Genomic DNA, 23,505 nt, shown 5'->3' with positions numbered 1-23,505 from the left:
CCATGCGAGGTTGCTGACAAACAGCTTACTCTCACCGTCATTCCCGCCACCGCAGTCATTCCCGCAAAAGCGGGAATCCCTTGCAGAGAGACGCGTTTATTCTCGCAGAGATCCCCGGCTTTCGCCGAGGATGACGAGAGAGGAAGTGACTTGGTCATCAGTCTGATGCTCCCCCTGAAGGGAGCTCAGGGCGTTAGTTGGCTTCTTCTATTATCAGCAATTTCCAGTCAGTCACGTCCTGCCAGTACGCCTGTTCTGCTTCCAGATCGAGTTGTACCAGCGCGTTTTGCGCGAAATAGCCCTGCGGAAAGGTGAGTGTCCAGTGGTTGAGGCGCAGCGAATCTGGCGGCGTGGTCGCCTGACGCTGGTTATTGAGCAGACTTGCCAGCCGCAGAATCTGCACCATTGGCAAATACTGCTTTTTCTTGAACAGGTTGAAACGCGGCAGTTCTTCCAGCTTGATGGCTTTGCGCTGCAAGCGCACCATCAATGACAGCATCAACAACTGCTGCTCCTGATTGAAGCCTGGCAGGTTGGTATTTTGCAGAATATAGGCGGAATGGCGTTGCATGCCCGCGTGGTTGATACTCAGGCCCACTTTGTGCAGCATGGCCGCCCATTTCAGGATCGCTTCTAACTGCGGATGCACCAGCGACGGGTTTTGCCTGCCCACTGGGTAAACAGCAACTCGGTGGTTTCCCGTACTCGACGTGCTTGTTCCCTGTCGATATTGTAGTGGCTGGCCAGACTCAGTGCGGTGCGGATACGAATATCCTGATGGCGGAAACGGCGTTCCATTTCATACAGCACTCCTTCACGCAGCGCGCCGTCCGACAGGCGCAGCGATTTGATCGCCAGCGCATCGAAAATCCCGCACAGAATTGCCAGCCCGGGCACCAACACCGATTGTCGGTCTTCCGACATGCCCGGCAAACTCAGAGATTTGAAGGTTTTAAACTGCAAAATCTGATCGCGAAGCATGTTAAGCCGGTCCAGCGTGATCAGACCGTCTTTCTCGCCTATTTCCACCAGAATTTCATGGGCGGATTTAATGGTACCGGATGCGCCCAGCGCATAGTCCCAGCCATAAATGCGGTATTCCCAGGAGAGGGTTTCTAGCTTCTGTACCGCCGCCAGACGCGCACGCCGGAAATTCTGCTCGCTTATTTCACCGTTCGGAAAAAATTGCGGTGCGAAGCTGACACAGCCCATACGACGGCTTTCGACCAGTATCGGCTCAAAATTTTCCCCGATAACCAACTCGGTGGAGCCGCCGCCGATGTCGATAACCAGCTTGCGGCCCTTTTCTGGCTGAGTGTGCTCCACGCCCATAAAAATCAGGCGCGCTTCTTCATGGCCGGAAATGATCTCGATGGGATAAGGAATAATGTCGGCCGCGCGGCGCAAGAAGGTCTGGGCGTTGGCGGCTTCACGCAGGGCATGGGTGCCCACGATGGAAACGTTGTCAGGCGAAAAGCCTTGCAGTCGCTCAGCAAACAGCGCCAGGTAGCTTAAGCCGCGCTCCATCGCCTCTTCGCTCAGCATGTTGTTGCTGTCAAGGCCATCTGCCAGGTGCACCCGCTGTTTCAGTCGGCTTAACACTTGCAATGCACCTTGACCACACGGGCCACCACCATATGGAAACTGTTGGAGCCAAGATCAATCGCGGCGAATTTCTGCGGTGCTTCTTTATCGGTATCGGTTTGTATCAGGGGCATTTTTCTTGCCTATTCGTCGGGTTGCTCAAGGGCCTTGAGGTACTCGTAAATGGCCGTCTGCGCGCGGACCTTACGCCGGTTGTCGCGTGCAACATAGCGATTACTCAGCTCTTTATCAACAATACGAGCTTTAACTGTATCGCTGAACAGCAGATCCAGCGTGTCCAATATCTGCTTTTTCAGCGCCGGGTCGAGGATTTCAGCTGCCACCTCGATACGATAATCGATATTACGTGTCATCCAGTCTGCTGAAGAGATATACACCTTGCTGTCTCCTCCATTATGGAACACATACACCCGATCGTGCTCAAGATAGCGATCTAAAATGCTAATGACTTGAATATTTTCGCTGATTCTGGGCAGCGAACACATACCGCGCACCAGCAGGTTGATCTTCACGCCTGCGGCGGAGGCTTCATACAGCTTTTCGGCCAGATCTTTATCGACCAGATTGTTAACCTTAAGGGTGATTGCCGCAGGAAGGTTGTTCTGTGCGTTGGCGATCTCGCCATCGATCAATTTGTGCAACCGGGCGCGCGAGTTCTGCGGCGACACCAGTAAATACTCGAAGCTGACCGGGCGGTAAGGGTTCTCGATAAAGTTGAACACGCTGCGCACTTCATTGGTGATACGTTCATCGGCGGTCAGCAGTGAATAATCGGTATAGAGTCGGGCAGTTTTTTCGTTAAAGTTGCCGGTGCCGATGTGGGCGTAACGCACGATGTTTTCCCCTTCACGGCGGGAAATCAGGAACAGTTTGGCGTGAATTTTCAGCCCTGGCACCGAGAAAATCACGTGCACACCGGCTTCCGTCAGGCGCTTGGCCCACTGGATATTCGCTTCTTCATCAAAGCGCGCCTGCAATTCCACCACCACGGTCACTTTTTTACCGTTATGCGCCGCGTGGATCATCGCATTAATGATGCGCGAATCTTTTGCCACGCGGTAAATATTGATTTTGATCGACAGCACGCTGGGGTCGAATGAGGCCTGACGCAGCAGTTCCAGCACGTGCTCGAAGGTGTGATAGGGGTAGTAGAGCAGCACATCACGCTCGCGAATGGCATCGAACCCGTTGCGGAAATGGCTGAAACAGCTATGGCGCAATCGCGGCACCTTGTCCGACGGGATTTCCAGCAGCGCATAGCGAATCTCGTTGCCGCGAATAATCTCTACCGCCAGATAGGTGTAGTCATCTTTCAAAAACTCCACCAGATCGGTTTCTGACAGGATCAGGATCGATGTGATGTGTTGACGCAGGTTCTGACGGAAATAGTGGCGCAGCCACTCCTGCTGAAGCGGAGAGACCTGACGCTCATTCACCAAAAAAATGTGGTTGCGTGCCATCTCCAACAACAGTTCGTTATACAGGTTATCGAACACCTGATCGGTTTTCAGTACGCGAGCCTGAATTTTACTCAGTAAATGGCGTAAACCACCGGCAGAGCCTTGTTCCTCGTTGATCAGAATCCGTCTTTTAAGATCGGCGAAGCGCACTTTGTAAAATTCATCGAGGTTGTTGGAGTAAATGCCCAAAAAGCGTATGCGCTCAATCAACGGATTACTCTGATCCGCAGCCTCTTGCAACACGCGTTCGTTGAAGGATAACCAACTTAGTTCTTTCTCGATGAAGAGCTTGTCCTGACTCATTGTCACTCCGTTAAATCGTTTACTGACGGTGCACCCACTCTCTACACGCCAATGATGGCGGATTTATGACGACGTGGCGCTATCTTGTTCTTTATAAACCATTTTTATGCGACGCCGTCTCATTGCTGAAGAATTACGATCGTTTTGTTCACAAAACAACCTGAATGCCGCGCCCGGTGGGGACGTGCGTTAAAATCGTTCTTACAGAACGTCTTACCATTGTTATATTATGAGTGTAAAAGCAACATATGCTACCCCGATTTCATCGTAAGGGTGAGAAAAGCAATCCGCCACGGTGTTTGAGGTAATCTCCATCGTGCGGGATGGGCGACGCAGGGCTTTTTGTTAGCCATTCACTAACAGAACCTGACGGGTGGTGTAGGGATAATGGCAGAAACAGACAGCAGATTTGCCTATCAGGATGCCCGACGGCGGCGTCTGGATCGCATAACGCAGCACATCGTGGTAGGCAGTGGCTTGCTGGTGATGATGGCGTTGGTGCTGATTTTTTTCTATCTGCTGTATGTGGTTGCACCGCTGTTTGTTTCCCCCTCGGTGACACAGTACGCCGCGTCGCCGCGCGTGGCATCGGTGCCATCTGCCGCCGTCGGGATCAGCGATGACGGTTCTTTAGGGTATCGCATTGATCAACAGGGCTTTGGCGAGTTTATGGTGTTTGCGGGCGGGCAATCTCTGCCGCGCACCGCACTGAGCGTCACGCCCATTACGCGTGCCGTCCCCTTCGGTGAGGGGCGGCCGCATTACGCGCTGCTTTCTGGCACTGGGCACATCACGATCGTCGCCCCCTTTATTCCACTAGCCGGCAATGCATAACCAGCCTGGCGTTATCCGTTTGGCAAGATGCCCCTGGCGTTGACGGCGGATGGCACACCGCTACGCCATCTGGCGCTGGCACTGTGCGAAACCACACCGCCGATGGCCGATAACGTCGCCGCCACGGTGGTGGATGCGGTCGCCGTTTGGGTGACGCAGGATAACCGTTTGACCATGGGCCGCATTTCCGCTGACGGTGTGCAACTCGTCGCCAGTGTGGCACTCGGCGACACGCCGGTTGACTACCTGGTGCTGACGCCCCGTGGCGATGTTATCTACAGCTTAAGCGGCAACCAACTGACCTCGTGGCGCGTCAGTGGTGAGGCGCTGACGCTTTCTGGTACGGCGACGTTGCCCACTGCCGGGCCGTGGCGGCTGGCGCTGCTGTCCGGCGGTTATTCGCTGGTGGTATATACCGAGGGTGGCAAAATATTTCAGTGGTTTGATGTGCCTGGCACGGATGGCCTGCGCCTGACGGAGATTCGAGATTTCCCGCAGCGCGAAACGCATGATATGCAACTGTTGCCGGAAGCCTCGCGTCAGGTATTTGCCACCCTGACGCCGCAGGGTGAGCTCTCATTGTTTGCCAGCAAGCAGTCTGCCGCGGTGTTAACGCAGCAGGTTGCTGCACAGGCACAGCACATGGTGTTTTCGGCGCACGGCAAAGCGCTGCTGCTTAAGACGCCAACGCAATGGTATGCCTATCGTGTCGATAATCCTTACCCCGATATCGGCTGGCGTGGGCTGTGGCAGCGCGTTTGGTATGAGAACTACCCGCAACCTGACTTTATCTGGCAGTCAACGGCGGCGGACGACAGCTATCAGGCCAAGTTCAGTCTGGTGCCGCTGTTGGCCGGATCGCTGAAGGCGGCGCTGTACGCCATGCTGTTTGCCACGCCGCTGGCGCTGGCTGCGGCAGTGTACACCGCCTGTTTTATGACGCCGGGGTTACGCCGTTGGGTGAAGCCAACGCTTGAGGTCATGGGGGCGCTCCCGACCGTGGTGGTGGGGTTGATTGCTGCACTCTGGCTTGCGCCGCACGTTGAAACCTATCTTTCCGCCATTCTGGCCTTGCCGCTGCTCTGTACCCTAGGCGTACTGGGGGTGGGGGTGCTGACGGCGCGCTGGATAAAGGGTCGCGAGGTGCTGCTGTTGATGCCAGTACTGTTGCTGATCGTGCTCGGGGTTTGCTGGTTTGCCCCGGCGCTGGAAGTGAGTCTGTTCGGACAGCCGCTGTTCCAGTGGATGGACGGCAATTTCGTGCAGCGCAATGCGCTGGTGGCGGCGATTGCGCTGGGTTTTGCGCTGATCCCGCTGATTTTCTCATTGGCGGAAGATGACTTGTTCAATGTGCCCACGCGTCTGAGTCAAGGCTTTTTGGCGCTGGGGGCGACCCCGTGGCAAACCTTGTGGCACGTGGTGTTGCCTTCTGCCAGTGCCGGTATTTTTGCCGCAATAATGCTGAGTTTTGGCCGCGCCGTTGGCGAAACCATGATTGTGTTGATGGCAACGGGCAATACTCCCATTGTCGATGCGGGGCTGCTGCAAGGGTTGCGCTCGCTGGCGGCCAATATCGCCATCGAAATGCCCGATGCTGTAATGGGCAGCGGGCATTTTTGCGTGCTGTTCCTCACGGCGCTGGTGTTGTTTATCTTTACCTTTGTGGTCAACACGTTGGCCGAAACCCTGCGTCAGCGATTGCGCCGACGTTACCGGGATGAGGGGGATCACGCATGACGTCTCATGAAGGGCAGACGCGCAGATGGTTTCGTAGTGGCACGCCCTGGGTATGGTTAACCGGTGCGGCCATTGGCGTCAGCCTGTTGGCGATGCTGGCTGTGGTGGTGATGTTGGCCTGGCAGGGGGGCGCTATCTGTGGCCGCAACCCGTGTGGCAGTTCACGCTAACCGAGCAGGTAGCGGGAACGCCGCGCGCGCTGCTGGGCGAAATGTATGCCCACCAAACGCTGACCGCGCCTTCCGCGTCAGCCGCCGCTGGCGATGAGGCGGAGTCTCGCTATTTGTTTAAGGTCGGGATGCGTGAGCGCTACGGGCAAAGTTTTTAAACGCTGCTTTCCTCGGAGATCACCGCGCGATCGCTGCCGACCGATGCGATTGTGCTTAAGCGCGCACACAACGGCGTTGCCTACGGTTTTCTGGCGGGGATGCTGGAGGATGGGCAACCGCTGCTGGCAGAAGATCTGCCTGCGACTTTGCAGCGCCGTATTCAACTGGTACAGGGTTTTGTGAACAAAACTCAGCGCATTCGGCTGGTCGACATGCGTAAAATCAACCAGCGGGTTGAAGCGCTGCGGCTGGAGGAGAAACAAAAGCAGCGCACCGATGCGTTGGATACCCAAACGCTGGCGCGCTTTCAGGCTGAACGCGGTGAGTTGCAGCGTCGATTTGATATGCTATCCAGTCAACTGGTGACGCTCAATCAGGAAATCGATCGCAATCAGGTTCTGCTGCGCGACGCCGAAGGCACGCTGTATCGCATTCCGCTTAAGGAGATTGAAGGTGCCTGGTTTCCCAATAGCATGAGCCGGTGGGATAAAGTGCGGCACTGGGGGCATTAAATGGCATACCTGCTTACCCATGATGCGCCGGACAATGCCAACGGCCATCTGTTCCCGGCCATTTTTGGTACCGTGCTGATGGTTATCCTGATGTCGATTGTTGTGATGCCATTAGGGGTGATCGCCGCCATCTATCTCAATGAGTATGCCGGGAAAAATCATTTCACACGCTGGGTGCGTATCGCCGTTGCCAATCTGGCGGGCGTGCCATCGATTGTGTATGGCGTGTTCGGGTTGGGCTTTTTTGTCTACCTGATGGGCGGTACGTTCGATAAGCTGTTTTATGCCGATGCGTTGCCAAATCCGACGTTTGGTACACCGGGGCTGTTGTGGGCATCGCTGACGCTGACGCTGGCACTGCTGACGTTGCCGATGGTGATCGTGGCGACGGAAGAAGGGTTGGCGAGTATCCCCGTGTCGCTGCGCCACGGTTCATTAGCGTTAGGCGCGACGCGGGCGGAAACCTTGTAGCACGTGGTGTTGTCGATTGAGGTTCCCGCGATGCTGACCGGCCTGATCCTTGCAGTGGCGCGAGCCGCCGGTGAAACCGCGCCGCTGATGCTGGTGGGGGTGGTGAAGTCTGTGCCGGTGCTCCCGGTGGATGATATTTTCCCTTATCTGCATCTGGAACGGAAATTCATGCATCTTGGCTTTCAGATTTACGATTTGGCGTTTCAAAGTGCGGATGTCTCGGCGCTGCGGCGGCGGGTGGGCATGGTATTCCAGCGCCCCAATCCGTTTCCTAAATCCATCTATGACAACGTGGCGTATGGCTTGCGCCTGCAAGGTATCCGCGATCGGCGCTTGTTGGATGAAACCGTGGAGAACGCGCTGCGCGCAGCAGCGCTGTGGCATGAAGTGAAAGATCGGCTGGGCGATAACGCCTTGACGCTCTCCAGCGGTCAGCAGCAACGCCTGGTGATTGCCCGTGCCATTGCGATTGAACCTGAAGTGTTATTGCTTGATGAGCCGACATCCGCGCTCGATCCTATCTCTACGTTGGTGATAGAAGAGTTGATGGGCGCATTAAAACAGCGCTTCACGCTGGTGTTGGTGACGCACAATATGCAGCAAGTGGCGCGGGTATCGGATTACACTGCCTTTATTCATCAGGGCAAACTGATTGAATACGATCTCACCGATACGATGTTTACCTCTCCCGTCCAGCGCAAAACGGAAGATTATATTACCGGGCGCTTTGGTTGATGGTGCAGCAGAAAAAATCGTAAAAAAACAGTCTTTTGTACGATTCTCCGTGCCATATGAAAAAGTGATTATAAAATGTGCGGAATTTAATCGGGCGCAGGTAAAGCCGTAACATGAAATTCAGCAGTATGAATGAAGGCGACATTGTTGTTGAACTGTGCCGGAGAATCAAAGAAGCACGCATTCAGCAGCGGCTGTCGCAGGTTGATTTGGCCGAACGTGCCGGGTTGGGTATTGCCACCATCAAACGCGCTGAGTTGGGAGAATCGATAACCCTAAGCAGCTTGTTGTGCATTCTGCGCGGTTTGAACCGCCTGCATCAGCTGGAAGGCGTGTTGTTTGATGCGGATGTCTCCGCCTTCCATGCGCAAATCAGCGGTGAAAAACAGCGCACGCCGATGCGCATTCGCAAGAAAGCGTCGGCATTCCCGCCGCAAACCCACAGCGAACCCGCGGCGGTAAAACCGGGCGCGAATAGCACGGTGGACTGGTACATCTCGGCGGCGGAAAACAACATTATCTGGTCACGCCCTGAAAACGAGAAAAAGTCGTGAGGCGGTGGCCTGTCACTTCGGTATCCATCCGGTCACTCTCGCATTTTCTTTATCATTCCCGCGAAAGCGGGAATCTCATGCAGGTGAAACGCGTTTCGTCTCACAGAGATCCCCGGCTTTCGCTGAGTATGACCAAGGGACTAAAGTGACCTGCTCATCAGACTGACAAACCACCCTACCCCCACCGTTATTCCCGCGAAAGCAGGAATCTCTTGCAGGTAAAACGCGTTTCCTCTCACAGAGATCCCCGGCCTTCGCCGAGGATGACGTGAGTGTGTGAACTGAGGACGATGAGAAGATATCGCGTTATTCGCACAGCACCACTTTGATCGCCAGCCCGCCGCGTGAGGTTTCGCGGTATTTGGCGTTCATGTCTTTTCCGGTTTCGTACATGGTTTCGATCACCTTATCCAGCGAGACGCGCGGCTCACTGGTGCGGCGCATCGCCATGCGCGCCGCGTTGATGGCTTTGACCGAGGCGATGGCATTGCGCTCGATACAGGGCACCTGTACCTGACCGGCCACCGGATCGCAGGTTAACCCCAGATTGTGTTCCATACCGATTTCAGCCGCAATGCATACTTGCTCCGGATTGGCACCCAGCAGTTCCGCCAGCCCGGCTGCTGCCATGGAGCAGGCAACCCCGACTTCGCCCTGACAGCCGACTTCCTCTCCAGATATGGAGGCGTTCATTTTATAGAGTATGCCAATGGCACCGGCTGCCAGAAAATAGCGCAGATAGGATTCCTGCGTCACCGGTTGGACAAGTAGGCCAGCACCGCAGGAATGATGCCGCATGCACCGTTGGTCGGCGCCGTTACCACGCATTCGCCTGCGGCGTTTTCTTCCGAAACCGCTATGGCAAACATGTTTACCCAGTCCATGGCATCCATCGGATCTTTAGAGAAGCGATCGTTGATAAACAGCAAGCGGTGCAACGCCGAGGCACGGCGAGGAACGCGCAGCGGACCGGGTAGAATACCTTCGGTGTTCATGCCGCGATGGATGGCGTTTTGCATGGTTTGCCACACCTCGGCAAAGTAGTGCTCGATAGCCTCGCGTTCGTGCAGGGCAATCTCATTCTTCATCACAATTGCCGACAGAGACAGGCAGTGATCGTGGCAGTGTTGCAGCAATTTTTGCGCAGAATAGAACGGGTAGGGTGCTCTCTCTTCCGTTGTCAGCGTCTTGCCGAAATGCTCCTGATCGACAACAAAGCCGCCGCCGATGGAGTAGTAGGTTTTGCTGTGCAGCAAGATTTGTTGCTGGTAGGCGCGGATCGTCATGCCGTTTTCGTGCAGTGGCAGGTTTTCCGCCTGAAAACGCAGTGCGGTTTCCAGCGGAAAGTTCACCTCATAGTCGCCCCCCAGTAGAGGCAGGCGCTGGGTCTCTTTTACCCGCTGAATAAACGCCGGAATACCGTCGATATCCACTCTGTCCGGCAGGTTTCCGGCCAGCCCCATAATGATGGAGATATCCGTATGGTGCTCTTTACCGGTCAGGGAAAGCGAACCGTACACGTCCACCACGATATCGGTGACGGAGGCGATAAGCGACTGGCTGACCAGCTCATCGGTAAACATTTTGCCTGCTTTCATCGGCCCGACGGTGTGCGAACTCTACGGCCCGATACCAATTTTGAAAATCTCGAATACGCTGACCATGGCGATTTCCTCTAACAAGATGCTGACAACGCCAAGGCGCTGCCAGCAGATTCCGCCATCAGGTGTGCCGAGAGGCAGCTGGCAACTTATGCCAACCGTCTCTTGACAGTCATGAGGGGGAACAAGGAAGCGACTCAGTGCCACTTCTGCGTGGATTAATACAGGCTATAGACGATGGCGGTGATGGCGATCAGGCCCATCACGGTAACGAACACGTTACTGATCTGTCCGCTGTATTGCTTCATTGCTGGGACTTTCTGAATGGCGTACATCGGCATCAGGAACAGCAGGCAGGCGATAACCGGGCCACCCATCGTTTCAATCATACCCAGAATGCTGGGGTTGAGCGTGGCGACAATCCAGGTGGTCACCAGCATAAATAGCGCCGTGATGCGGTTCAGCTTGGCGTGACCGATGGTTTTACCGCGGCTGCGCAGCGATTTGATTATCATGCCGTTAAAGCCTTCTCCTGCTCCCAGATAGTGGCCGAGGAACGATTTGGAGATAGCGATGGTGGCGATAACCGGTGCCAGATAGGCCATGACCGGGTTATTAAAGTGGTTTGCCAGGTAAGACAAAATGGAAATGTTTTGCGTTTTGGCTTCCATCAGTTCCGCAGGGGACAGGCTAAGTACACAGCTGAACACAAAGAACATCACGGTCAGCACCATCATGATATGGCTGTAGGAGAGGATGCGGGAGCATTTGGGCTCGGCATCGTCGCCATACTCTTTACGCTTGGCAACGGCAAAAGAGGAGATAATGGGGGAATGGTTAAAGGAGAATACCATTACCGGGATCGCCAACCACAGGGTCGACAATAGCCCATTGCCGGTTGCGCTGCTGGTGAAAGAAATATTATCAAAAATCGCTAAATTCCAATGAGGAACTAAATAAAATGCCAGCAGCATCAAGACCATGACAAAAGGATAAACCAGAATGCTCATGGCTTTTACAATCATGGCTTCGCCAAAGCGAACGATAAACATCAGGCCCAGAATTAATACCAAAGACAACACTGCGCGTGGCGGAGACGGTAAATGAAGTTGGTGCGTGATAAAACTGTTTACCGTATTGTTTATCGCTACGCTATACACCAACAAAATAGGGTAAATAGCAAAAAAGTAGAGTAGCGTGATTAATTTCCCTGCGCCGACACCGAAATGTTCTTCGACCACTTCAGTAATATCTTCACCACCTTTTTTACCGGATAAAACAAATCGACACAGTGCGCGGTGTGAGTAATATGTCATCGGGAAAGCAATAATTGCCATAATTATCAATGGAATTAATCCACCAATACCGGCATTGATCGGCAGGAACAGCACTCCGGCGCCAATGGCTGTCCCGTAAAGCCCGAGCATCCAGACAGTGTCGCTTTTACGCCAACCAGAAGCGGGTGCGACGATCGCACTGCTTTCTTGGATTGTGCTCATAATTGGTTCTCCTTGGTTAACACAGTTTGCAAATTGTGTCAATATTGGCAATAGCACCAATGTTGTATAAATAATAAACATCGACGCGTTTTTATAACGCAATCGCATGTTAGAGAGTCAATACTGATTGTGGCGGCATTCTATATTGAGGCGGTCAGCGAATAATATTGAGATGATCACAGAAATGAATTGACGTGTTTTAATTTTATCAAAATTTGCTCATAAATAAAATATCAATGATGATGCTTTATGTTATTTATAAGGTATCTTATTTGATACTTTAACTTAATTTTTATGCCAAATAATAACCAATAATACCGTTGCTAATAAATATCGTTAATTTACTTGCGATTAATAATATACCTAAAAATCCATATGTTACGCCAAAATAAGGCCATGTAAATAGTGTATGTTTATGGTTTGCTTACAAAACCGACGGGATGGTGCGGGAATGAACTTCCGGTATAGCGCTGATGTCCGGCTGCACTTTTGCCGTTGCGCACTCAATAAGTTAGTGCCATTACCAAAAAATCGGATGTAGAAATGGCATATAAAAGAGGTTATCGAAAAAACCATTTCCAAGGGGGTGCCACTGTTTTATTGATGCTTAAAACCGTTACGTGGACTGCCCCTCCACGGTAGACGATCCTGCCCTATATTGGGAACAGAACATCAAGGTCTTTCCGTTATTTCACCGAATTCGCCCGGCGCGGTGAACATCTGATGGGAGGTGATGACGCCGTACCGTCATCTGTTTTTATGAGGTCTTCGGGGACTCAGCTAACGACCACCGGGGCTCAAGATGGCTGGCTAGCATCTCGTCCACCAGAGGGCCCAAGCCGTCCAGAAATGCCTTTTCCGCACTATCCATTGCGCTTGCTCCGATAGTGCGCTCAGCTTCTGAATTGCCGACCAGCCTTGCCGGTTTCAGCGCTCTGTCAGACAGCGTCCGGTATGTGTCGTCATAATCCGATATTTTCTTTTCAGAGAGCGCTTCCCAGCGTTCCGGCTCTGTGCGCTTCAGCACGCTGCGTAAAGGTCCCCACTGCAGTACCCACGCCCTGAACTCGCTGTTTTCGGCCGTCTTAACCTGAAGCTCAGCGGCCTGCAGGTCTGATTTGGTAATGTAGGATACGTCAAAGAAGCGCATATGCTCAGTTACGCTGGTCAGCTCAAGGGGTTTCTTCAGCTTGTTCTGATAGCCCAGATAGACCTCAATTTCATCGACGAAGCGCATCGTCTTGACTTTCTCCCGTGCAATCTGTTCCAGTTTTTCCTGGCGGAACATTTCACGCCCCACAGAAACCAGTCCGGAGAGATGATTATCGTATTCCCCTTTTTCTACATTATGTATCAGTTGTACGCTTTTCATCTGGTTCAGCGCAAGGGTGACCCGGTCTTCGCAGCTTGACGTTGCCTCTGTCGCCATGGCAAAGGTTCAGCCAACTGTGTCAGCCAGGTCGATATCTGAGCTTTAAAGCCTGATTCTTTTTGACGTTTTCCGTCTCGCTCAGTCTGTCCAGGAAGCGGCTGAAGGAGGCTGCATTATCTTCCCGTTCAAAAGCCTGCCATCTGTCCGCAGGGGGCGATTCTCCCTCCACGGCAGGCGCCAGCCAGCCAGCGACCGCCAGGTGCAGTGCCCTGCTTGCCCGGGGTGCGGAAGGACCATCCATAAAGAATTGTATCCTGGGGCCCGAATAGTCAGAGGCAGAGGTCATGTCCCACAGAGCCCGCCGCATGCGCTCTGACAGAAAAGCCCCATCTATTTCTACAGTTGCATTCGAGGGCAGATCGGCGAGGCTTTCCGGTAGACTGGTCAAGGGAGTGGCGTAAATAAGCAAATTATCCAGCTGGGGTGGCAGCTCCGGCAGACTGGCCAGTTCGGTGAACTTAATATCCAATTCCCTCAACCCGGGTGGTAGCTCCGGCAGACTGGTCAGAGCGACATTCCGAATCCACAGTCTCGTCAAACTTTCCGGCAGCGTCGGCAGAGTGGCATTGGACTGTACAATGGGTTTGCGCATATTTTTATTTCAGTTAAAAAATTCGGTAAAAGGTCGGGTAAGGAGGAAACAATTAAGCCATTCAGGTTAAGACTGGAATCGTTACGGTCCTGGCACTCACGCAATCTCTGAACAACAATAGCGCGGTCTTCCTCCTCTTCGGGCGGTGCAGCCCTTAACCAGGCTGACCAGGCAGCCTCATAATCTTCTGCAGTCTGTGGAGCCGTTGTGGCGGCGGCATGTGTTGCTCGAAAATCCCCGGATTCTCCTTCAGTGTGTTCTGCGCATTCCGCTCCACGTTGTGTGACCATCGCGAGGTGATATACCTCCTCGTGTCCTTCACATGCAAAGGTATACCTGTTGGCATCATCGAGCGTTACCGATAACATCTCCCGGCTGGTTGCGTCCAGGATGCAAAAGTGGTTTTCCCCATGCCGACCGGATTGAATGTTTTCCCTGTATCCGGAATACGCGAACGTCCTGAGCTGTTCAAATCTGTGGGCCACATCTTCCCTCGTAGTTCCGGCCGGTGGGTAATAAATATTCTGCATGCACGCCTGTGCTTCAGGCCTGTCCATTGGGGGGAAAAACGCCTCAATTTTCTCCCATGCGCTCATTTCCGGAGGGGTATCAACGTGGGCGATAGGGTTAATGCGGCTGTCGCTGCTTGTGGCAGGAGAACATCCATCTCTTTCAATAGGAAAAGGCATAATGAAATGTCTCATAAAAATGCAGTACATCAATAGCGCCTGTCCGTGCGCGTCCGTGTTCAAGGTTGACTGTATCATTCTCTCCTTCCTTTTCTTTTTCAAAATTCACGACCGGGTCATCGACTGATTAATGAGTAATGACACCCACTTATTGATGTTGTGTATGATGGTGCTGTTGATTTAGACCTGTGGCTTCCTTCGGAATTTAAAAAACGCCGCCCGCAGTCTGTAATCTCACGAATAGAGCCCGGCAGTGATGTCTCGTCTGTGCAGAAATGGGTGAAAAGTGGGGCTATGTCGGGAGTAAAGCTCGTCAGATATGGCTTCTTTACGCTTATGACAGGATAAGTAATCAGGTTGTCGCCCATGTCATTGGTGAAAGGAGAATGGAAACGCTGGAAAGTCTTCTGGCGTTGCTGTCGGTCTCAACATCAGAGTAACAGCATGACAAGGTCATTGGACACTCTCTGCCTGTACATCACTATCAATAAATTAGCGTTATTACCTGCACTTCCCACCCGCATCAGGCAACGCGGTGGGAAGTGCTCAGTGGTTAAAGCGTTGCTTGCGCCCACTGTAAGCCGGAGTGATAGGCTTCAGGTAACAGGGGAGCGAGTGACTGTAACGTATGTTGTAGCTGAGCGCGATCTCTGTGCGTCAGGTTCAGGTGGCCGACTTTACGCCCGGGTCGTACTTCTTTGTCATACCAGTGCAGATGCACCAGCGGCAGTGCCAACCAGGCGGAATTAACGTCAGTACCGATAAGATTGATCATCACGGCAGGGGAATCAATCACCGGTTTCGGCACTGGCAGATCCAGGATGGCGCGCAGGTGCAGTTCAAACTGGCTGATGGATGCGCCATTTTGTGTCCAGTGTCCGCTGTTGTGCACGCGGGGGGCCAATTCGTTGATCAGTAAACGATCGCCCACGATAAAGCACTCCATCGCAATCACGCCGACGTAACCGAGCGCATTCATGATGGCGGCGAGCATGGTTTCTGCCTGTTGCTGCATGCGCGCATCTGGCTGCGGTAGCACAACGCTGGCGCGCAGAATGCCCTCTTCATGCAGATTGTGCGTCAGCGGATAAAATACGCAGTGTCCATCCGTACTACGCGCGCCGACCATCGAAACTTCACCAGAAAACGCGATACCTTGCTCTACGATGCATTCGCCGTAGCACTCTTGCGGCAGGGTCGCAGCGGTGTCAGGACGTAAGCGCCACTGACCACGGCCGTCATAGCTGCCCACGCGACGTTTGACGATGGCCAACTCGCCCAGTCGGCTGAAGACGCCGGGCCACTCTTGCGCTGAAGCCAGCAACTGCCAGGGGGCCGTAGGCAACTGCAACGAATCCAGCAACTGTTTCTGTGTCAGGCGATCGGCCAGACGCGGAAAAATGTCACGGTTAACAAAGGCCGCATGCTCTGCCAATTCGCGCGTCAATGCGGTTTCCGGCCAGCGTTCAATCTCAGCGGTGATGACCGCGTGATGAAACGGCACGGATTCCGGTTCGGCATCCAGTCCCACCGGATAGACGGCAATCCCCAAGGGTTCACCGGCCTGACGTAACATACGACCCAGTTGGCCGTTTCCTAATACGCAAACGGGTTTCATGCCTCCTGCCGCGGATCGGGATGCGCCAGCACCTTATCGGTTTGCTGTTGACGCCAGGCGGCGAGGCGAACGGCCAACTCACCATCGTGCAGCGCTAGAATCTGTGCGGCGAGCAGGGCAGCGTTGGCGGCCCCGGCTTTACCGATAGCCAGCGTACCGACGGGAATGCCACGCGGCATTTGCACAATGGAGTACAGGCTATCAACGCCGCTTAGTGCTGCACTCTGAACCGGCACGCCCAGCACCGGCACCAGCGTTTTCGCTGCCAGCATACCGGGCAAGTGCGCTGCTCCGCCTGCGCCCGCAATGATCACATCAAATCCGTTTTGTGCGGCTTGCTCTGCAAAGCTAAACAGTTTGTCCGGCGTGCGGTGCGCTGAAACGACTTCGGTATGAAAGGGAATAGCGAGTGTGGTGAGAATTTCCGCAGCAAACTGCATCGTAGCCCAGTCACTCTTTGAACCCATGACGATGGCAATTTTTGTCGGGCCAGCGTTGGATGACATGCCTGTAGTGCTCCTGTGATATGACGTATTGAGACGCATGGCTTCGTCGGCCAGAAAACGGACGACGCTCTGGCTGGAGGGAGCAGATCATACCATGAGCGTTCGGGAAGGAAAACGGTTGCCTACGGACAAATCGCAGTATTATTGCCGTTAATTGCCTCACAGGTTTGCCACAAAAGGTGTAAAAAAAGGAGGAAATCAGAAGGGAAAGGAAATCAACGCGGTATCGCTAGCCGTGACTTTTATCATCCATCCTTGTTCATGCCAGGCACCCAGCACTGCCCGTTGTGCTTCGCCGCTGTCGGTCATGACCGTGTGTATTGCTGGCCGATGAGTATGTCCATGAATCAGGGTTTTAACACCATAAACTTGTAAACACGCCTGCACCGCCTGCGGATTGACATCCATGATCTGCTGCGACTTATGCTGGTTTGCCTGCTGACTTGCCGCCCGCATTTTTGCCGCCACCTTGAGACGCAAACGTAAGGGTAAGCGCAGGAATAGCCACTGGATGACATGGTTGTGTACCCGGCGGCGATATTTTTGATAAGCCGCGTCGTCAATGCACAGGCTATCGCCGTGCATGATCAGGATTCGGCGTCCATAGCACTCCACCACCTGCTCGGCGGGTAGCAGCGTCATCCCCGCCTGTGCGGCGAAACGCTTGCCCAGCAGGAAGTCACGGTTGCCGTGAATGAAGTAACAAGGGACACCGCGTTGTTGCAACTGGCGCAGCGCATTCGCAACGTTGGCATGCAGCGGTTGCGGATCGTCATCGCCGATCCAGGCATCGAACAGATCGCCCAGAATGTAGAGCGCATCTGCCTGCTGGGCATCACGTTCCAGAAAACGCAGAAAACCAGCGGTGATCGGCGGTTCATGTACGTTCAGATGCAGGTCGGCAATAAACAGTGTTGCCATGCTTCTGCGATTACTCGCTGACAGTCACGTTGGTAATCACCACATCTTCTTTAGGAACGTCTTGATGCATGCCGCTGCGGCCAGTTGCAACGTCTTTGAGCTTATCAACCACATCCATGCCGTCGGTCACTTCGGCAAACACACAGTAGCCCCAGCCGTCTGCACGTTCTGAGCGGAAGTTGAGGAAGTCGTTATCCACCAGGTTAATAAAGAACTGTGCGGTAGCGGAGTGTGGATCGTTGGTGCGCGCCATAGCCAGCGTGCCACGGGTGTTTTTCAGGCCGTTATTCGCTTCATTGGCGATAGGCGCTTCGGTGGTTTTTTGCTGCATACCCGGTGCGAAACCGCCGCCCTGGATCATGAACCCATTGATCACTCGGTGAAAGATGGTGTTGTCATAAAAGCCGTTACGGCAGTAGTTTTCGAAGTTTTCCACGGTCGCAGGCGCTTTATCTGCAAACGTGTTAATGACGATGTCACCGAAGTTTGTATGTAATGTAATCATAATAAGTAAACCCTGATAACCAGAAGGATGAGACATCAGCTGTCAGGCAGCGCTGTCTGCACAAAGGCTGAATAACCAAGGCGCTCTTATAGCATAACTGGCAGCGCCAGTCAGTATGACGAGGGAACTATTCGCGGGGGAGATGTGGACCGTTTGGTTAAAAAGTAACACAATGTCAATAAAATTGATAATATGTCATATATTTGCATTATTTTATTGAATAAAATTTTTCTTGTTGTAGATCAAACATTACTTATTTGGGAGTAGGATTTGCAATCAAGTCAGATTAGTCTTAAATGATTCGTATTACAGAGTTTACTAACAATACTAACAGGTGAATCATGCTGGGCTTAATCAATAGTGTACTGTATAAACCCGATGCAGGCAAACTGCTGCTGCGTCTCGCTTTTGGCATTTTGTTGATTTTTCATGGATGGCACAAAATGGTCGATGGGGTTGGCTCCATCGCGGGTATGCTGACAAATGCGGGATTGCCGACGTTTATCGCGTATGGTGTCTTTGCGGGTGAAGTCGTTGCCCCCATCTTATTGATTCTCGGCATCCTGACACGTCCTTCTGCCTTAGTGGTTGCGGGCACCATGGTGGTTGCGCAACTTCTGGCTGCGCCGGCGGGTTTTGTTTCGCTGGCGAAAACTGGTGCCTGGGGCGCTGAACCGACTGCGGTATTCTTCTTCGCTGCATTGGCTATCGCGCTGCTGGGCAGCGGAAAATACTCCGTGATGAGTAATCCGAATTTGCGCTAACGCCTCTTCGGTTTGCAAGCAGTAATATTGGACCCGGCGCGTCATTGCCGGGTTTCTGTTTTTTTAATCCTTATCAATTATCTTCCTATTACGCTGTCTCAGTCTTGCAATAGCTCGAGGTTCAGGTTTCAATACGCTGCTGGGCTTGCTGAACCCGCCTCAACGGCGGTGTTCCGTTTGCTGCGCATACTCCACTTCTCCCGCGAATATCATGGAGTGTTTTGATGTTAAAGATTTTTAATACGCTGAGTCGCCAAAAAGAGGAATTCAAACCCATTCATGCCGGTAACGTGGGCATGTATGTATGCGGCATTACCGTGTATGACCTGTGTCATATAGGTCACGGGCGTACTTTTGTGGCTTTCGATGTGGTTGCCAGGTATTTGCGCTATTTGGGTTACTCGCTCAATTATGTGCGCAATGTAACGGACATCGACGACAAAATCATCAAACGCGCTGCAGAGAATGGAGAAAGCTGCGAACAGCTGACCTCGCGCATGATCGCTGAAATGCACGCTGATTTTGATGTGTTGAACATTTTACGTCCCGATCTGGAGCCGCGTGCTACACACCATATCGCCGAAATTATTGAACTGGTGGCGCAACTGATTGCGCGCAAACATGCCTATGTGGCAGACAACGGCGATGTGATGTTTTCTGTCGACAGCGCGCCGGGTTACGGCGTGCTTTCTCGCCAGGATCTGGAACAGTTGAAGGCGGGTGCGCGTATTGAGATTGCGGAAGTGAAACGCAATCCGATGGATTTTGTGCTGTGGAAAATGTCCAAACCCGGCGAGCCGAACTGGACATCCCCGTGGGGGGAAGGGCGTCCCGGCTGGCACATCGAATGTTCTGCCATGAACTGCAAACAGCTTGGCGAGCACTTTGATATTCACGGCGGCGGTTCCGATCTGATGTTCCCGCACCATGAGAATGAAATTGCTCAGTCGACCTGCGCCCATGATGGCCCTTACGTCAACTACTGGATGCATTCCGGTATGGTGATGATCGATCGCGAGAAGATGTCTAAATCGCTCAACAACTTCTTCACTGTACGCGATGTGCTGAAATATTACGACGCCGAAACCGTGCGTTACTTCCTGATGTCAGGTTATTACCGTAGCCAGTTGAACTACAGTGAAGAGAACCTGAAACAGGCGCGTGCCTCTTTAGAGCGCTTGTACACTGCGTTGCGCGGTACAGATCCGGCGGTGACGGCGCAAGGTGGCTACGCGTTTGAAACGCGCTTCCGCGCGGCAATGGACGATGATTTTAATACGCCCGAGGCCTACTCGGTGCTGTTTGACATGGCACGCGAGGTGAACCGCTTGAAAGCGGAAGATGCGGTGGCGGCGGATGAGCTGGCCGCCGCGTTGCGCCGTTTGGCGGGCATTCTGGGGCTGTTGGAACAAGACCCGGAAGCCTTCCTGCAAAGCGGTTCTCAAGCGGATGGTGATGAAGTGCAAGAGATTGAAGCCCTGATTCAGCAACGTAATGACGCGCGTCAGGCCAAAGACTGGGTGCTGGCGGATGTAGCGCGTGCGCGCCTGACGGAAATGGGGATTGTGTTAGAAGACGGTCCACAGGGCACTACATGGCGTCGCAAATAACGTTATTGCTAGTGGTATCGTGTTAAAAAATCGCCCACGACGGTAAACCTTCGTGGGCGATTTTTATTGGATCAGACTACTGACTGTTGCTTAAGACACGACATTTACCGATTGCCCGGCAAAGCTGACCCGCTGACCGGCAATGATTTTGCAGCGTTTACGCGTTTCTACCTTGCCGTCAACGCTGACGCCACCGTCAGCAATGGCGGCTTTGGCGGCAGCGCCTCTCTCACTCCAGCCAAGCAGTTTAAGCAGATCGCACAGTTCAACGTGCGGGTGTTTATCGAGATGAAAAGTTTCCATAGCATCCTGCTGTAAGAAAGAAAAAGGCGCGCCTGAGCGCGCGATGTTAACGTGATGTTTATGCGTTAACCGTATAACCCGTGCCGTTACGCGTTGCCGTCGTGGTACTCTTCGCAGGCTTGCAGCGTGTTCTGAATCAGGGTACCAACGGTCATAGGGCCAACACCGCCGGGCACCGGCGTTATCAGCGACGCGAGTTCCTGTGCGACGGAAAACTCCACGTCGCCCACCACTTTGCTGCTGTCCAGGCGATTGATGCCGACATCGATCACGATGGCACCCGGTTTAATCCACTCGCCGGGAATAAAGCCCGGCTTGCCAACCGCAACAATCAGCAAGTCGGCCTGCTCAACGTGTTGACGCAGGTTTTTGGTAAAACGGTGTGTCACCGTGGTGGTACAACCAGCCAGCAGCAGTTCCAGACTCATCGGGCGGCCAACGATATTGGAGGCACCCACCACCACGGCGTTCAAGCCAAACATGTCCACGTTGTAACGTTCCAGCAGCGTGATGATGCCGCGCGGCGTGCAGGCACGCAGCAGCGGGTCACGCTGGCACAGGCGACCGACGTTGTAAGGGTGGAAGCCGTCCACGTCTTTATCAGGGGCGATGCGCTCGATGACTTTGGTATTATCAATGCCTTCGGGCAGCGGCAACTGAACCAAAATACCATCAATGCTGTTGTCGGCATTCAGTTCGTCGATCAGCGCCAGCAGCGCGGCTTCCGTGGTGCTGGAAGGTAAATCATAAGAACGAGAGACAAAGCCCACTTCGTCACACACTTTACGTTTGCTCGCGACGTAGATCTGTGAGGCGGGATTATCGCCGACTAACACAACAGCCAGCCCTGGCGCACGCTTACCCTCGGCCAGACGCTGCTTGACGCGAGCACAAACTTCATCCTTCACTTGTTGAGCAATCGTTTTACCATCAATAATCTTTGCTGCCATCTCTCTGGAAATCCATCAAATAAAACTACGGGGGATGGCGCTATTTTGTCAGAAGCGACTCGCGCTGTCAGGCACTGTATCAATATAAATTCGTCCGCACCTGACCGCTGTTGGCCTATTCTGTCGCAATTTCAACGCGATTTCTGCCCTTGCTCTTGGCCTGATACAGTGCTTTATCTGCACGAATAATCACGCTTTCCGGTGCCTGAGCCGGTGTTGTTCCTACAAAAAGGTAGACGCCAGCGCTGGCGGTAACGACTTTTTCATCCAGCGTGGTGAGTTCATGGGGGATGCGCTGGCGTCTGATGGCTTCCAGCGCCCGTTCTGCAAACGCTACGGCGCCTTCTTCCGTCACATCCATCAGAATGATGACAAACTCTTCACCGTCATAACGTGCGATTAAATCCTCTTTGCGACGCGGCATACTGCTCAGCGCATGGCTCACGGTTTGCAGACACTTGTCGCCTTCAACGTGACCATAGTGGTCGTTGTATTTCTTGAACATATCGACATCGAGCATGATAAGCGCTATCCGTTTACCGGAAAGGACGGATTGCGCGATGGTCTCGCGCAGGAAAATATCAAACTGTCGCCTGTTCGCCAGGCCAGTGAGGCCATCTAACAGCGCCAGCGTTTCCAGCGTGTGGTTCATCGCGGTAAGCTGATCGCGTACCTTGGTTAGATCCAGTTGGTTTTTTTGTTGATCTTGATCTGTTTCAGCACGAGCGCACCCATGCTGCTCATGATCAGCAGCAAGGTCAGGGAGATAGCAGTATAAATGGTCGAGTCGACTTTCCAGTTGGAAAACATCTGCGTTTTGTTATAGCCCGCTGCGATGACAATGGGATAACGTTTTAACCGAGTATAACCATAGATGCGCTCGACATGGTCAACGGTGGAGTAGAAGGTGGCTGTGCCGCTGGTGGATGACTTCAAATGTTCCATAAACAGCGGGCTACTTGATACGTCCCGGTTAATTTGAGAATCATCAAAAGGACGGCCATACAGAATATGCCCGTCCGACAGTAAGATGGCTAATACGTCAGTGTCTCCCATCGAATAATAGCCGTAATAGAGTTTAAAATAGTTGAGAGAAATGGTGGCGAGCAGCACACCGGCAAAACTGCCATCCGGGTTATTTAAACGCATGGAAACTGGAATTATCAGATCGTCAGTGGTGCGACTGCGTATCACACTACCGATAAATAACTCTGTGCTGGGTGTGTTTTGATGATATTTGAAATATTCACGATCTGAGTTATTTGCATTCTTGGGAATGTTATCTGCGGTGGTTACCAGCCAATGTCCGGATGAGTCGTAGATAAATATACCGTGCAACTGCGGCAGTGTGGATTTGCGATTTTTTAACGTTTGTTGCAGACGAAGAAGTTGCGGCCCACCAAACCCATCTTGTTCAATGCGTTCATTGAGATCCTGAAGCAGCAACTCAACTTGCAAAAAGGTGTCTTCGGCATGGCGAGAAAGCGAGAGCGATAAGTTATCCGCCTGCTTTTCGGTGGCCTCAAGGGTTCGTTGATAGGAATTAAACACCACCCATCCGTTAAGTACCACAACAGCCAGAATAATAAACAGGATAAAACCTGCCATCAGATTTTGCAGAGACGGCGATGCGTGTTGTTCTTTAGATTGTGCGCGTGTATTCATGCAATGGTGTCCCTTGTCCCCCCATGCTGACAGGTACGCATTACTTACCCATGTCAGTAAATTATCCCGCGAAAAAAATCTCCCTGCCGGTCTTGAATAAAGCGCGATGCTGACGGTATTTATGGGTGGCACAGGTAAGTGTAGCTGTATTATTAAAAAGCGAATCTGAACGGCTGTTTTTTAATAACGGGCGGCACGATTTGCCGCCCGAAGGGGCATTAAGCGGGACTAATGAGATGGTCACCCCCCTGTAGCGGTACGCTGACAGGGTGTTTTTCTTTCAGGAGAGGCCATCATGGAAAATGTTGCA

General features: G+C 53.0%; 13 protein-coding genes and 7 pseudogenes. 7 read left to right on the top strand and 13 right to left on the bottom strand.

Annotation, left to right across the window (positions count from 1 at the left end; genetic code table 11):
* Positions 1–193: 193 nt before the first annotated feature.
* Together ppx and ppk1 are read right to left on the bottom strand one after the other, a co-directional pair.
* Positions 194–1,718: pseudogene (ppx, locus tag CS369_RS00110) on the bottom strand (exopolyphosphatase).
* 9 nt (positions 1,719–1,727) lie between these two features.
* Positions 1,728–3,368, bottom strand: coding sequence for a polyphosphate kinase 1 (gene ppk1 / locus CS369_RS00105; protein WP_196905529.1), 1,641 nt, complete (start codon positions 3,366–3,368; stop codon positions 1,728–1,730).
* 387 nt (positions 3,369–3,755) lie between these two features.
* Between ppk1 and CS369_RS00100 the strand changes: the two are divergent.
* The 4 genes and pseudogenes from CS369_RS00100 (at position 3,756) to CS369_RS00070 (ending at position 8,540) form a co-directional block, all read left to right on the top strand.
* Positions 3,756–5,939, top strand: a pseudogene (locus CS369_RS00100) (ABC transporter permease subunit).
* A pseudogene (gene pstA, locus CS369_RS24955) lies at positions 5,936–7,482 on the top strand (phosphate ABC transporter permease PstA); the annotation flags it as partial. The pseudogenes CS369_RS00100 and pstA, both read left to right, overlap by 4 nt.
* A pseudogene (locus CS369_RS00075) lies at positions 7,465–7,986 on the top strand (phosphate ABC transporter ATP-binding protein); the annotation flags it as partial. The pseudogenes pstA and CS369_RS00075, both read left to right, overlap by 18 nt.
* A 113-nt stretch (positions 7,987–8,099) precedes the next feature.
* Complete coding sequence (locus CS369_RS00070; protein ID WP_196905524.1) at positions 8,100–8,540, top strand: helix-turn-helix domain-containing protein; 441 nt, start codon at positions 8,100–8,102, stop codon at positions 8,538–8,540.
* Between the two features lie 306 nt (positions 8,541–8,846).
* Here CS369_RS00070 and CS369_RS00065 read toward each other — a convergent pair.
* The 3 genes and pseudogenes from CS369_RS00065 to CS369_RS24340 all read right to left on the bottom strand — a co-directional run bounded on the left by CS369_RS00065 (position 8,847) and on the right by CS369_RS24340 (position 14,353).
* A pseudogene (locus CS369_RS00065) lies at positions 8,847–10,204 on the bottom strand (L-serine ammonia-lyase).
* A gap of 155 nt (positions 10,205–10,359) precedes the next feature.
* Positions 10,360–11,640 carry an HAAAP family serine/threonine permease gene (locus tag CS369_RS00060; protein WP_196905523.1) on the bottom strand — a complete coding sequence of 427 codons (1,281 nt, stop codon included), beginning with the start codon at positions 11,638–11,640 and terminating at the stop codon, positions 10,360–10,362.
* Between the two features lie 757 nt (positions 11,641–12,397).
* Positions 12,398–14,353, bottom strand: a pseudogene (locus tag CS369_RS24340) (NEL-type E3 ubiquitin ligase domain-containing protein).
* Between the two features lie 207 nt (positions 14,354–14,560).
* On the opposite strand from CS369_RS24340, the pseudogene CS369_RS00050 reads away from it, so the two are divergent.
* A pseudogene (locus CS369_RS00050) lies at positions 14,561–14,775 on the top strand (IS1 family transposase); the annotation flags it as partial.
* A 131-nt stretch (positions 14,776–14,906) separates the two neighbouring features.
* On the opposite strand, the gene purK reads toward CS369_RS00050, so the two are convergent.
* The 4 genes from purK to ppiB all read right to left on the bottom strand — a co-directional run bounded on the left by purK (position 14,907) and on the right by ppiB (position 17,903).
* Positions 14,907–15,971, bottom strand: coding sequence for a 5-(carboxyamino)imidazole ribonucleotide synthase (gene purK, locus CS369_RS00045; protein WP_196905522.1), 1,065 nt, complete (start codon positions 15,969–15,971; stop codon positions 14,907–14,909).
* Entirely contained in the window at positions 15,968–16,477 is a 510-nt protein-coding gene (gene purE / locus CS369_RS00040) for a 5-(carboxyamino)imidazole ribonucleotide mutase (protein WP_196905521.1), read from the bottom strand. Before purE ends, purK begins: the two co-directional genes overlap by 4 nt.
* Positions 16,478–16,675: 198 nt before the next feature.
* Entirely contained in the window at positions 16,676–17,398 is a 723-nt protein-coding gene (gene lpxH, locus CS369_RS00035) for a UDP-2,3-diacylglucosamine diphosphatase (RefSeq protein WP_196905520.1), read from the bottom strand.
* A 10-nt stretch (positions 17,399–17,408) separates the two neighbouring features.
* Positions 17,409–17,903, bottom strand: a complete 495-nt coding sequence (gene ppiB / locus CS369_RS00030; RefSeq protein WP_196905519.1) for a peptidylprolyl isomerase B — start codon at positions 17,901–17,903, stop codon at positions 17,409–17,411.
* A 341-nt stretch (positions 17,904–18,244) separates the two neighbouring features.
* Between ppiB and CS369_RS00025 the strand changes: the two genes are divergently transcribed.
* Together CS369_RS00025 and cysS are read left to right on the top strand one after the other, a co-directional pair.
* Positions 18,245–18,667, top strand: coding sequence for a DoxX family protein (locus tag CS369_RS00025; protein ID WP_196905518.1), 423 nt, complete (start codon positions 18,245–18,247; stop codon positions 18,665–18,667).
* 224 nt (positions 18,668–18,891) lie between these two features.
* The gene (cysS, locus tag CS369_RS00020) at positions 18,892–20,277 is read left to right on the top strand and encodes a cysteine--tRNA ligase (RefSeq protein WP_196905517.1); all 1,386 of its coding nucleotides are present in this window, start codon (positions 18,892–18,894) and stop codon (positions 20,275–20,277) included.
* Between the two features lie 90 nt (positions 20,278–20,367).
* Here cysS and ybcJ read toward each other — a convergent pair whose 3' ends face one another.
* The 4 genes from ybcJ to CS369_RS22640 form a co-directional block, all read right to left on the bottom strand.
* On the bottom strand, positions 20,368–20,580 hold the full coding sequence (ybcJ, locus tag CS369_RS00015; RefSeq protein WP_196905516.1) for a ribosome-associated protein YbcJ: 213 nt from the start codon (positions 20,578–20,580) through the stop codon (positions 20,368–20,370).
* Positions 20,581–20,666: 86 nt separating this feature from the next.
* Positions 20,667–21,530, bottom strand: coding sequence for a bifunctional methylenetetrahydrofolate dehydrogenase/methenyltetrahydrofolate cyclohydrolase FolD (folD, locus tag CS369_RS00010; RefSeq protein WP_196905515.1), 864 nt, complete (start codon positions 21,528–21,530; stop codon positions 20,667–20,669).
* Between the two features lie 115 nt (positions 21,531–21,645).
* Entirely contained in the window at positions 21,646–22,182 is a 537-nt protein-coding gene (locus CS369_RS22645) for a diguanylate cyclase (RefSeq protein WP_244664664.1), read from the bottom strand.
* 26 nt (positions 22,183–22,208) lie between these two features.
* On the bottom strand, positions 22,209–23,195 hold the full coding sequence (locus tag CS369_RS22640) for a cache domain-containing protein (protein ID WP_244664663.1): 987 nt from the start codon (positions 23,193–23,195) through the stop codon (positions 22,209–22,211).
* Positions 23,196–23,505: the final 310 nt, after the last annotated feature.

It is taken from the genome of Candidatus Symbiopectobacterium sp. 'North America' (genome assembly GCF_015762685.1).
Lineage (GTDB): Bacteria > Pseudomonadota > Gammaproteobacteria > Enterobacterales > Enterobacteriaceae > Symbiopectobacterium.
This window is presented reverse-complemented; position numbering and strand designations above follow the sequence as displayed.